The 12,660-nt window shown below is 52.3% G+C and carries 10 protein-coding genes; 3 read left to right on the forward strand and 7 right to left on the reverse strand.

Features of this window, described 5'->3' with window-relative positions:
• Positions 1-3: 3 nt before the first annotated feature.
• Complete coding sequence (yjbE, locus tag H2P46_RS13850) at positions 4-249, reverse strand: exopolysaccharide production protein YjbE (RefSeq protein WP_193405722.1); 246 nt, start codon at positions 247-249, stop codon at positions 4-6.
• A 541-nt stretch (positions 250-790) separates the two neighbouring features.
• Here yjbE and ompR point away from each other — a divergent pair.
• Complete coding sequence (gene ompR / locus H2P46_RS13855) at positions 791-1,510, forward strand: osmolarity response regulator transcription factor OmpR (protein ID WP_001157751.1); 720 nt, start codon at positions 791-793, stop codon at positions 1,508-1,510.
• Positions 1,507-2,865, forward strand: coding sequence for a two-component system sensor histidine kinase EnvZ (envZ, locus tag H2P46_RS13860; RefSeq protein ID WP_193405590.1), 1,359 nt, complete (start codon positions 1,507-1,509; stop codon positions 2,863-2,865). Before ompR ends, envZ begins: the two co-directional genes overlap by 4 nt.
• 34 nt (positions 2,866-2,899) lie before the next feature.
• Here the strand turns inward: envZ and pckA are convergent, their stop codons facing one another.
• The 5 genes from pckA to H2P46_RS13885 all read right to left on the reverse strand — a co-directional run bounded on the left by pckA (position 2,900) and on the right by H2P46_RS13885 (position 8,975).
• The gene (gene pckA, locus H2P46_RS13865; RefSeq protein WP_193405591.1) at positions 2,900-4,519 is read right to left on the reverse strand and encodes a phosphoenolpyruvate carboxykinase (ATP); all 1,620 of its coding nucleotides are present in this window, start codon (positions 4,517-4,519) and stop codon (positions 2,900-2,902) included.
• Positions 4,520-4,804: 285 nt separating this feature from the next.
• Complete coding sequence (gene hslO / locus H2P46_RS13870) at positions 4,805-5,671, reverse strand: Hsp33 family molecular chaperone HslO (RefSeq protein ID WP_193405592.1); 867 nt, start codon at positions 5,669-5,671, stop codon at positions 4,805-4,807.
• 51 nt (positions 5,672-5,722) lie between these two features.
• Complete coding sequence (gene hslR / locus H2P46_RS13875; RefSeq protein WP_193405593.1) at positions 5,723-6,124, reverse strand: ribosome-associated heat shock protein Hsp15; 402 nt, start codon at positions 6,122-6,124, stop codon at positions 5,723-5,725.
• Positions 6,125-6,137: 13 nt separating this feature from the next.
• Positions 6,138-6,788, reverse strand: a complete 651-nt coding sequence (gene yrfG / locus H2P46_RS13880; RefSeq protein WP_193405594.1) for a GMP/IMP nucleotidase — start codon at positions 6,786-6,788, stop codon at positions 6,138-6,140.
• Between the two features lie 51 nt (positions 6,789-6,839).
• Positions 6,840-8,975: an intracellular growth attenuator family protein gene (locus H2P46_RS13885; protein WP_193405595.1), complete on the reverse strand. Its 2,136-nt coding sequence runs from the start codon at positions 8,973-8,975 to the stop codon at positions 6,840-6,842.
• A gap of 388 nt (positions 8,976-9,363) precedes the next feature.
• Between H2P46_RS13885 and nudE the strand changes: the two genes are divergently transcribed.
• Positions 9,364-9,930, forward strand: a complete 567-nt coding sequence (nudE, locus tag H2P46_RS13890; RefSeq protein WP_193405596.1) for an ADP compounds hydrolase NudE — start codon at positions 9,364-9,366, stop codon at positions 9,928-9,930.
• A gap of 67 nt (positions 9,931-9,997) precedes the next feature.
• On the opposite strand, the gene mrcA is transcribed toward nudE, so the two are convergent.
• Positions 9,998-12,550 carry a peptidoglycan glycosyltransferase/peptidoglycan DD-transpeptidase MrcA gene (mrcA, locus tag H2P46_RS13895; protein WP_193405597.1) on the reverse strand — a complete coding sequence of 851 codons (2,553 nt, stop codon included), beginning with the start codon at positions 12,548-12,550 and terminating at the stop codon, positions 9,998-10,000.
• Positions 12,551-12,660: the final 110 nt, after the last annotated feature.

Consider the following 12,660-nt stretch of genomic DNA (forward strand, 5'->3'; position numbering starts at 1 on the left):
GAATTATTTTCCGGCCTGGGTCGCGGTGGTCGTCGACGTGCCGTTACCGTGGCCATCTCCGCCGCCGCCAGCCGTTGCCAGCGCTACGCCAAATAGCGCTGCGACTGCACCAACACCGATGGCGTTTGAGTTACCTTGTGCGGTTGTTGACGCTGTTGCTCCTGCGGCTTCGCCCGCCGTCGTGGCAGCATAAACCGGGCTAACGCTGGTCAGCGCCAAGGCACTCAGCAGTAATAATGTTTTTTTCATCATTGTCTCCCCGTAATGACATCGCAAGGCGTGATGCCAGACCAGTCTGAGCGAAATAATTCGGAGAGAAAAGATGACTTTACTGATTGATTTATTAAGCTTTAATTTTAAATGGCCTTATCCCGCGCTGCGCTAAAACTATTCCGAGAGGAGAGCGGTAAAAAAGCGGAAAATGACCGGATTTTATGCTGCATTTTTCCCGCTGAAGTGGATTAGCTGGCGTTCATGCGTAATGATAATGCGATCTTAAGGCAAATTAACTGCTAACTCGCTGAATTTTCTGTCTGAATAAAATCTGGCTTTAACAGGGCGCCAGCGTATTAAAGAAAGATGGCCAATATTTCAGATTTATTGGAACCTCTTCAACTCGCTGTAAAGAGAGCTTTTTACGGCTTAGCTAAGGGGTGAAATTAAATATAAGCTGCTGTTTAATATGCTTTGTAACAATTTTGGCTAGAATATAAACCATTAAGGACTGTCACTATAAGGCACCTTTTTTTAACAATATCGGCTCAGGCAATAGCGCCTTTGGGAGTAGAAAATGCAAGAGAACTACAAAATTCTGGTCGTTGATGATGATATGCGTCTACGTGCGCTGCTCGAACGCTATCTCACCGAGCAGGGCTTTCAGGTGCGCAGTGTCGCGAATGCCGAACAGATGGATCGTTTGTTAACCCGTGAGTCTTTCCACCTGATGGTGCTGGATTTAATGCTGCCCGGCGAAGATGGTTTATCCATCTGCCGCCGTCTGCGTAGTCAAAGCAATCCCATGCCTATCATTATGGTGACAGCGAAAGGCGAAGAAGTGGATCGTATTGTGGGCCTGGAAATCGGTGCGGATGACTATATTCCTAAACCGTTTAACCCGCGCGAACTTCTGGCGCGTATCCGTGCCGTGCTGCGTCGCCAGGCCAATGAACTGCCAGGCGCGCCTTCCCAGGAAGAGGCCGTTATTGCTTTTGGTAAGTTTAAGCTGAACCTCGGGACGCGGGAAATGTTCCGCGAAGACGAGCCGATGCCGTTAACCAGCGGGGAGTTTGCGGTATTAAAAGCGTTGGTCAGCCATCCGCGTGAGCCATTATCGCGCGATAAATTAATGAACCTGGCACGTGGACGTGAATACAGCGCCATGGAACGTTCTATTGACGTACAGATCTCGCGCCTGCGCCGCATGGTGGAAGAAGATCCGGCGCACCCGCGCTATATCCAGACTGTATGGGGCCTGGGCTACGTATTTGTGCCGGACGGCAGTAAAGCATGAGGCGGCTGCGCTTCTCGCCCCGCAGTTCCTTTGCTCGCACCTTACTGTTAATCGTTACCTTGCTGTTCGTCAGCCTGGTAACGACTTATCTGGTGGTGCTTAACTTCGCCATTCTTCCTAGTCTGCAACAGTTTAATAAGGTCCTCGCTTACGAAGTGCGTATGTTGATGACCGACCGATTGCAGCTGGAAGATGGAACGCAGTTAGAAGTGCCGCCAGCTTTTCGCCGGGAAATTTATCGCGAATTGGGTATTTCGCTCTATACCAATGCGGCAGCAGAGGAGAGCGGCTTGCGCTGGGCGCAGCATTACGAATTTCTCAGTGAACAGATGGGCCAGCAACTGGGTGGCCCAACCGATGTGCGGGTAGAAGTTAACAAGAATTCACCGGTGGTGTGGCTGAAAACCTGGCTGTCGCCCGACATCTGGGTACGTGTGCCGCTAACGGAAATCCATCAGGGTGACTTCTCGCCGCTGTTCCGTTACACCTTAGCGATCATGCTGCTGGCGATTGGCGGCGCCTGGTTGTTTATTCGTATTCAGAATCGACCATTGGTGGATTTAGAACACGCTGCGCTACAGGTTGGTAAAGGCATTATTCCGCCGCCGTTACGCGAATATGGTGCGTCTGAAGTGCGTTCGGTGACGCGTGCCTTTAATCAGATGGCGGCGGGCGTAAAACAGCTGGCCGACGATCGCACCTTGCTGATGGCGGGCGTCAGTCACGATCTGCGTACGCCGCTGACGCGTATTCGTCTTGCAACCGAAATGATGAACGAACAGGATGGCTATCTTGCCGAGTCGATTAACAAAGACATCGAAGAGTGTAACGCCATCATTGAACAGTTCATTGATTACCTGCGTACCGGCCAGGAAATGCAGACCGAGCGCGCCGATCTGAACAGTGTGTTAGGGGAAGTTGTCGCAGCGGAAAGCGGCTACGAGCGCGAAATTGAAAACGCTGTCATGTCGGAAGAGTTGATGCTGGACATCAACCCGCTGTCGATTAAGCGCGCCTTAGCGAACCTGGTCGTCAATGCGGCACGTTATGGCAATGGCTGGATCAAAGTCAGTAGCGGACGTGAATTACATCGCGCATGGTTTCAGGTTGAGGATGATGGTCCGGGCATTAAGCCGGAGCAGCTTCAGCACTTATTCCAGCCGTTTGTACGCGGCGACAGCGCCCGCAGCACCAGCGGCACAGGTTTAGGGCTGGCGATTGTACAGCGTATTATCGATGCGCATCAGGGGGCGCTGGAAATTGGTGACAGCGAACGTGGCGGGTTGCGTATTCGCGCCTGGCTGCCATTGATAGAAACGCCCGCGCCCGGCACCAGCCTGAGCGTCCAGAGCTAGACCAGGCGCGGCAAAGCTTGCCGCGCCTGGAGTTTTAACGCTGTGGGCCTGCTTTTACTAATGCTGCGCCTGCGGCGTTATCGGTATACTTCTCGAAATTAATCATAAAACGCTGCGCCAGATCCTGCGCGGCGGCGTGCCATTTCTCTTCGTTTTCCCAGCTGCTGCGTGGATCGAGCATGACCGAATCAAGCTTGCCCAGGCTTTTTGGCATTTGCAGATTAAAAATCGGCAGCGTTTCGGTCGGCGCTTCATCCAGCTCACCGGCCAAAATGGCATTAATGATGGCACGCGTATCGGACAGTGAGATGCGCTTGCCACTGCCATTCCAGCCAGTATTAACCAGATAAGCCTGCGCACCCGCTGCTTCCATGCGCTTCACCAGCACTTCTGCATATTGTGTCGGATGCAGCATCAGGAAAGCGGCACCAAAACAGGCCGAGAAGGTTGGCGTCGGCTGCGTTACGCCGCGCTCAGTACCGGCCAGCTTGGCGGTAAAGCCTGACAGGAAGTGATATTGCGTCTGCGCTGGCGTTAAGCGCGAAACGGGCGGCAGCACGCCGAAGGCATCGGCGGTCAGGAAAATGACTTTCTTCGCATGTCCTGCTTTAGAAACCGGCTGAACAATATTGTCGATGTGATTGATGGGATAAGAAACGCGGGTGTTTTCCGTTTTACTACCGTCCGCGTAATCTACGCTGCCATCAGCGCGAACCACGACATTTTCCAGCAAGGCATTACGGCGAATGGCGCGATAAATTTCCGGCTCGGCCTGCTCAGAAAGGTTAATAGTTTTGGCGTAACAGCCCCCTTCAAAATTAAACACGCCGTCATCGTCCCAGCCGTGTTCGTCATCACCAATCAACTGGCGTTCAGGATCGGTCGATAACGTGGTTTTTCCGGTGCCGGAAAGGCCAAAAAATACCGCCACATCACCCGCTTTGCCGACATTGGCCGAGCAGTGCATTGAGGCGATGCCTTTGAGCGGCAGCAGGTAGTTCATCACCGCAAACAAACCTTTCTTCATTTCGCCGCCGTACCAGCTTCCACCAATCAGCTGCACGCGCTCAGTCAGGTTAAAAGCGATGAAATTCTCTGAGTGCAGACCTTGCTGTTGCCAGTCTGGATTGGTGCATTTTGCACCGTTCATGACCACGAAATCTGGCGTAAAGCTGGCCAGCTCTTTCTCATTGGGTTGAATGAACATGTTTTTGACGAAGTGCGCTTGCCATGCGACTTCGGTAATAAAGCGGACGCTCAGGCGGGAGTCGGGGTTGGCGCCGCAGAAGGCGTCAATGACAAACAGACGCTTGCCAGAAAGCTGCTGCGTTACGCATGTTTTCAATGCCTGCCACGTCTCCTGAGGCAGGGGTTGGTTATCGTTTTTACCGGTTCCCTGATCGTTCCACCACAGCGTATCGCGCGTGGTGTCATCACGAACAATGTACTTGTCCTTGGACGAACGTCCGGTAAAAATACCAGTATCTACCGCAATTGCGCCGCTCTGCGTCAGGGTGCCGCGTTCAAAACCTTCGAGTTCCGGGCGAGTCTCTTCCTGAAATAGCGTGTCGTAATCAGGGTTGTAAACCACTTCCGTAATATCAGTGATGCCCATGTCGGCAAGGTCTTGCGAGGTCAGGCCGTTAACGCGCATTTTACTGCTCCTCAAATCGGTATCTGTTCTGCAAAGGCAGAGAAAAGTTAGCGTCATGCATAATTTATGCCGCCAGGTTAAGGGCAGCTGCACGATCGCGCGCAGTTTACTCCTCTGCATTAGCGGGAAAAGGCTTGTTCCTCAGAAATGCGACACAGGGCGCGTTAAGATGATATTTCGGATGTTTTTAACTTGTTAAGAAAGTAAAAAAAGATAATTTTCCCGAGAAATTAAGGGGATAGTAGGCAGTAAAGCTTACAGGGCGGCAAAGCCGCCCGACAGGAATTAATGCAGGCTCTCGTTATTTTCCACCGAATTGGTGCGAATTCCCGCAATATCGACCGCGTCGAAAATGTAGTGCGAGCCGCAATAATCGCAGTGCATATCGATTTTGCCATCTTCTTCGATGATTTCATCGACTTCTTCCTGCGGTAACGTTTTCAGCACGTCACCACACCGCTCGCGTGAACAGGTGCATTTATAGATGACAGGCTGCGGCTCATAAACCGTGGCTTCTTCCTGATGGTAAAGACGCCACAATATGTCAGTTGCTGGCAGCTCGATCAACTCTTCGCTCTTGATGGTTTCAGTCAGGGCCGCCAGATGCTCAAAGTCGTCTTTACGGGTGTCTTGCGCAGGCAATACCTGAAGCAGAATACCGGCCGCGCCTTTTTCGTTAGTGCGAATAAACAGGCGCGTTGGCAGTTGCTCAGAACGCATAAAGTAATCTTCCAGGCATTCGGCCAGGGTTTCGCCTTCCAGACCGACCACGCCTTGATAGCGCTCCCCTTTTTCTGGAGAAATCGTGATCACCAGATCCCCGTTGCCGATCATGCTTTTCAGCGTGCTGTTATCCGCAATGGTGTCTTTCATACGAGCCACACCACGCAGTTCCTGCTTGTTGTTACCGTTAATGACTGCCAGCGACAGCGGACCATCACCTTGCAGCTGCACAGTGATTTCACCATCAAATTTCAGCGTTGCGGTCAGCAAGCTGGTAGCCACCAGCATTTCGCCCAGTAATGTCTGCACTGGCGCTGGGTAATCGTGATTTTTAACGGTTTCGCGCCAGGTGTGGGAAACGTTCACAAGCTCGCCGCGCACGGCTGCGTTTTCAAACAGGTAACGATGCAGTTGATCTTGTACAGACATAGCTTTTCTCTCGATGGGGGCGAGGCGTATCAGCGCCGTAAACGGATGGCGTTACTCATCGCCCGATAATTTAAATTTCCTCAAATCGCGACGCTCTTTTTTATCCGGTCGTCGATCGGGATGCGGCATTGTGAGCGCATTCAGCTTGCGCGCCTGTGCCATTTTCTCGCGCTTTTCAATACTGGCGTCAGTTTCACGATAAAGCCGTTGTGCCTCACTGGCGGGACGACGTTGCTCGCTGATTTCGGTGACTAAAACGGTGCGCTCGTCGTTTCCCTGACGCAGTGTCAGTTCAGCGTTCAGTTCAACCAGCTTGCTCGGCTTGCTGCGCTGCCCGTTGTAATGCACTTTGCCGCCTTCAATCATTTCCCGCGCAATCGAGCGGGTTTTGTAAAAGCGCGCGGCCCATAGCCATTTATCAAGGCGCACGCCTTCGCTGATTTTTTGTTTCATTGCTGCTCCTGAATCAGATCAGCGTCCGGTAATCGCGGACGGCAGTATGACGCTGAAAGATTTGCTCAGGTCGTCCTGAATCGGGATTACTTACGCCTAAGCACCAGCCAATGCCCCAGACTTTTGCGGCATCCAGAATGGCTTCGTTGTCATCAATAAACAGCGTGCTCGCATTAAGAAATCCCGTTTGCTGTTGCACTGCTTGCCATAGACGCTGGTCTTCTTTCGGATACCCAAAGGTATGGGTGGAAAGTAATAAATCAAGGTGTGGCGCTAAACCGGTTTGTTCCAGTTTTACGTCCAGATTGTAAGGATGCGCATTGGTTAGCAAGATGGTGCGTTTTCCGGCGCGACGAAGCGCCTGCAAAAAGGGCAGGGTGTCCTCGCGGAGGGTAGCGCGGCTGCGCTTTTCCCATGTCATCGCGCGAATATCCAGCGCCAGCTCCCGCGCCCAGTAATCCAGACAATACCAGTTTAGCGTATGCGCGACCGCCTGATACTTTTCCGCGATGATCTGCTCAGCCTGCACCAGCGTAATGCCGCGCTGGAGGCTAAGCGTTTCTGGAACATGCTCCAGCCAGAAGTGGCGATCAAATGCCAGATCAAGCAGCGTGCCGTCCATATCGAGCAGCACAGTATCAATTCCAGACCAGTCGAACGTCATAAATTCACCCCGCAAAAAACAGGGCGACAGGGTAGCACAGTTGGCCAGGGGTCAGAATAACGAGCGCACGCTCTGCATTGTGCTGAGATTATGGTTAAAACACTTGTCGTAATAGTGCTGAATATCTTTCATGCGCTGGCGATTGCGATGTATGCGGCGCAGCGCCAGCAAACCGTTAATCACACAGCACGCGATCAGCACCAGCAGCAGCAGCGCGGTGCCCAGATAACGCCATTGCGCCATCGCATCGGGTTCATTATGCAGCGCAATATGACGGGTGCCGTTCGCATCCGTCGTAATGTTGGTAATAATGCCATTTGCGCTAAACGGCGTATGCAACAGCATTGCAGACATGCGCTGTAGTTCGCGCCATTGCGACGGCGCATCCAGATCAAACAGCGATACGGTCGGCTGCGGCTGATTCACCAACTGACGGCCTTCATCGCTAACAATCAAAAAACCGCCTGGCGGTGGGCTGTTAAGGTTTTCAGCCGCACGGCGCGTTTCGCGGAAGAAGAACGTGGATGTCGCCGTGTTAACCAGATTTTCCAGCGCTTCGGCACTCACCGGGCGCAGCAGCACATTCATACCGTTCAGCTGGCCTGAATCGGCGCGGTGAATCAGCGCTTGCCAGTCCTTAGCATTCCCCAGATTCACCAGCGCATTTTTCAGGCGTACGCAATCTTGCTGCTGATTACACAGGTCTTGCGTTTTCAGCACCAAATCGGAGAAATCGTCTAACAGAATCATGCCCGACTTTTGAATAGCTGACGCCAGTTGCGGGTTCAGCTTGGGATCGGTATTGGTTTCGGGATGCAGTTGTCTGGTGGTAGTTTCCAGCAGTGCGGCCGCTTTATCAATGATGTCCGACTGTGGCTGCGGCAACGGCGTGGCGTTATTCCAGTAAACGGCCGAACAATCGAACGGCATGTAGGCGTAACTGCGGTTGCTTTGATAGTTATCAGGCACTGAACATATGCCGGTGCCGCTGACTTTCAGGTTGTCGCCGACGTTCAGCGCGACGCTGTTAAGTTTATCAACGCTGCTGACGTCCAGACTGTCGGTGCCTTTCGCCCAGGCAAGGCTGAGCTTAATCGGCATGCTGAGCGGAACCCAGGTAATCAGCAACGCTAATACCACCAGCGAGCCGCAGGCTAACACGACATTTTTACGCCAGCGTTGAATCGGGAAATTTTTGACCTCATCCTGCAAGGAGAGAAAACGTCCCTGGCGCACGACCTGACGATTGAGATAGATGTCAACGTCAGTGACCTGCCCTAAATCATGCGCGACGTAGGGTTGCCAGTGTGGTGGATAGGCCAGATCGATAATGCCCAGCGTGATATTGCTCTGTTCCTGATTAAACTCACCAAACAGGCCCCAGCGTTTAGGCGCACCACGCAGACAGTGAATATCACGCAGGCTGCCCTCACCCGGAAAGCGATACAACAGCCACAGACTAACGGCTATCATGGCGCACCCGGCCAGGATCAGCCAGAGCATAAGCGTCTCAGGAACCAGCAAACTAAGGAAAAACAGCAGAAAGGCCAGAGAGATGGTAACGGCTTCGCGCGTGCCATCCGGGCGGGATAGCCGATACTCTTCAGCTGTCTCTTTACGCACTTGCAACAATTCAACGCTCTCGCTTTCCGCTTTGCGTATAGAAGCATTGGTTGATATTGGACGCATCAGCGTCGGCAGCGCAGGCTGATCAAGAGAATACTCAACCAGCGAATGACCATTAAGCGAAATAACTAAGGGAATGGTCTGAGTACGGATCAGCTCAACGTAGTTTTCGTCGGTGATGTACTGTTCCCACAAAGGCGGCAGATGAACTTCGATTTCATCAAGGTAATATCGCCACTTGTGCGGATCGTCGGTTGACAGGCCATAACGCGTAATGGCGCGCCTGGCCGGGTAGACATGATTACTTTGTGCAGTCAGGGCGAGTCGGTCAGCACTGGCGCGTTTCTCACCCGGCAACGCAGCGCGGGGTTGTTTTCCCAGCGTCGCCAGGTATTTTTCAACGGCGCTGCGTTCTTCATCAGACAGCTTTCGACAGGGCGGGCTAATAAATGGCAGTGGTTTCGCCAACGGCGGGCGATGCCGCATAGCGTACCAAAATCCGATGCCTGCCAGAATTGAACAGGTTAGCACTACGGCCAATATGATAATTATTGTGCTCATGCTTTGCTCAATTCAGCCAAAATACTGCCTTCACGTTAAATATGTACTCCTGAATGCGCCCACATGTTAAGAAAAATTATGCGGAAATAAACCTCTCTGACACCTTACAGGCCAGATGAAATACGGCTGCAAATCATTTAATTAGATGTTTTTACAACATGCCTTGCCGGTATGATAACTGGCAAATGCTTAATTAAATATCGGTATCGTCCTAATTTTATGCTGAGATATTGACGGTTAAAAAAATTGCGTAGTTGCAACCCAGCAGCGTCATAGAGATCGCCATTTTTTCCGGCTAACGCGACGTTAACTGGCTGTCGCACAATTGGATGCGGTTAGGTATGCTGATCTGCTCCTGGCCGCTGGGGCAGCAAAGTCTGAGGCTGATATGAAAAATCCGTTAAAAAAACCTGACATCCTCAAGGTGGAAACCGCAGCGCGCTCGCGGCTATTCACTATCGAAGCGGTCGATTTAGCATTCAGTAACGGTGCTCGTCGTGTTTACGAGCGCATGAAACCTTCGGAACGCGAAGCCGTAATGATTGTGCCGATCATTGATGATCATCTGGTTTTGATTCAGGAATATGCGGTTGGTCTGGAAAATTATGAGCTTGGCTTTCCGAAAGGGCTGATTGATCCGGGCGAGTCGGTGAATGAAGCGGCCGATCGTGAACTGAAAGAGGAAGCGGGTTTTGGCGCGGGTGAACTCACGCTACTCGGCAAGCTCACCATGGCACCCTCATACTTCTCCAGCAAAATGAATATCGTGGTGGCGGAAGGTCTGTACGAAGAGAAGCTGGAAGGGGATGAGCCGGAACCGTTAGTTGTCCATCGCTGGCCTTTGAACGATATGCTGGCGCTGCTACAGGAACCGGATTTTCGTGAAGCACGTAACGTCAGCGCGCTGTTTATGGTGCGCGAATGGCTGGTAAAGCAAGGGCGCATAAATTATTAAGCGTTGAACGGCTGACAAATATCAGCCTTGCGTTGATAAGGGACGACAGCTATCGTCCCTTTTTGCATCAGAACAGCTCATGACTTTGGCCGTTATCCATAATGGTCGTACCGACGTCATGCACGGAATACTCGGTTGGTTGGGTGCCATTAATGAAGTATTCCTGACGCGTATTACCACCGCCATTGGCCAGCTTGCCGGTGCTACGATCGATAGTGACCGTAACAATGCCATCGGGTGGCGTTAACGGCTGCGTTGGCACGCCCTCCAGCGCAGTTTTCATGTAGTCGTCCCATGCCGGTTGTGCACTTTTCGCGCCGCCTTCATAACCCGAAATCTGATCCGGAATGGCGCCAGATAACGTGCTACGCCCCAAATCACGACGCGCATCATCAAAGCCAATCCATACCGATGTCACTACACCCGGTCCGTAACCTGAAAACCACGCATCTTTTGAATTGTTGGTCGTACCGGTTTTACCGCCAATATCATTACGCTTCAGATCGCGCGAGGCGCGCCAGCCCGTTCCCATCCAGCCTGGTTCACCAAAAATATTACTATTGAGCGCGCTTTTGATCAGGAACGATAGCGGCGTATTGATTACATGCGGCGCATATTGCTGATCACCACTTTGCTGGGGCTGAGCCGGAACCTGCTCCAGTTCCGGTTGCGGCACTGTACTGTTTTGATTCTGATCGGAAGGCGCGACATTTTCGATGCTCTCCTCGTTCAGTGCCAGCGCTTTTTTGGTGTCGCCATAAATCACCGGCAAATTACACTGCGGACAGGCAATTTTCGCCTTTTCTTCGAACACGGTTTGTCCCTGTTCGTTCTCAATCCTTTTAATGAAATAAGGATCGATCAGGAAGCCACCATTGGCCATAACCGAGTAGCCGCGCACCACTTGCAGAGGGGTAAATGAGGCCGCCCCCAGCGCCAGCGATTCGGTATGCACGATATTTTGTGCCGGGAAGCCGAAGCGCTGCAAATACTCAGCGGCATAATCCACGCCCATTGCACGCATCGCGCGTACCATCACCACATTTTTCGACTGCCCTAATCCCTGACGAAGACGAATTGGGCCGCTGTAGGTTGGCGGTGAGTTCTTCGGACGCCAGTCGGCTCCTGCGCCAGCATCCCAGCGGGAAATGGGGACGTCGTTGAGAATGGAAGCCAGCGTTAAGCCACGATCCATGGCCGCGGTGTACAGGAATGGCTTGATATTTGAACCAACCTGGCGCAGCGCCTGGGTCGCGCGGTTAAACATGCTCTGGTTGAAGTCAAAACCTCCCACCAGCGCACGTACAGAACCGTCAGTCGGATCAAGTGAAACCAGCGCCGAGTTCACATCAGGTACTTGCCCCAGCCACCAGGCATCACCCACTTTACGTACCCAAATTTGCTGACCGGCCTGCAACACCTGCGTCACGCTTTTCGGCGTTGAGCCTTGCAGCGTGTCTGATTTATAGGGGCGCGCCCAGCGTACGCCAGCCAGCGTTAATGACACGTTAGTGCCGTCTTTCATCATCGCTGTGGCTTCATCGCTGCTTGCGTTAACGACTACCGCTGGGATCAGCGGACCGTAAACGGGCAGCTTTTTCAGCGTTTTTTCAATTTGCGCCTGGTTCCATGCCGGTTCACCGACTTTCCATAACACGCTGGTTGGACCACGATAGCCATGACGCATATCATAAGCCATCACGTTATTACGTACAGATTCCTGTGCGGCTTGTTGTAGTCGACGCGTAACGGTGGTGTACACCTTAAAGCCATCACTATAGGCATTTTCGCCGTAACGTTTCACCATCTCCTGGCGCACCATCTCGCTGAGATAAGGCGCGGAAAAGGCGATTTCTGGTCCGTGATATTTAGCAATCAGCGGGGTGTTGCGCGCATCATCATACTGCTGCTGCGTGATGTAATGCTGGTCCAGCATACGCGCCAGCACCACGTTACGGCGCGACAGAGCACGATTGTGGGAATAGAGCGGGTTAAAGGTAGAAGGCGCTTTTGGCAGACCGGCGATCATCGCCATTTCGCTCAAAGACAGCTGATCGACCGTTTTACCGAAATAGACCTGCGAAGCAGCACCAACGCCATAGGCACGATAACCGAGATAGATCTTATTCAGATACAGCTCAAGGATTTCATCTTTTGTCAGCAACTGTTCGATGCGGATCGCCAGAAATTCTTCTTTGATCTTACGCATCAGGGTGCGTTCCGGACTGAGGAAGAAATTACGTGCAAGCTGCTGCGTAATGGTACTCGCGCCCTGGGAAGCGTGACCGGAGACCAGAGCAATACTGGCGGCACGGAAAATCCCGATGGGATCAACACCATGGTGCTCATAAAAGCGGCTGTCTTCGGTGGCAATAAACGCTTTCACCATCTCAGGCGGCATTTGTTGCAGGCTCAGAGGGATGCGACGCATCTCGCCATATTGCGCCATTAACTCACCATCTGCGCTGTAAACCTGCATTGGCGTTTGCAGGCGCACGTCTTTCAGCGTGTTGACGTCGGGTAGCTGCGGCTCGATGTACTTATAAAGTCCATAAACCGAGCCGACTCCCAGCAAAATGCAACATACTGCAAGGATTAATAAATACTTTACGAACTTCACCTGAGATTTCCCATCTGTTGTCAATTGGGCAGTTTATAAACAACCGCGCGGTAGTATAAAGGCAAGCCAGACGCTTTGATATGTCCATTTTCCCCGGACGATAAGGAGAT

This window comes from Mixta mediterraneensis, assembly GCF_014946725.1.
Taxonomy (GTDB): domain Bacteria; phylum Pseudomonadota; class Gammaproteobacteria; order Enterobacterales; family Enterobacteriaceae; genus Pantoea; species Pantoea mediterraneensis.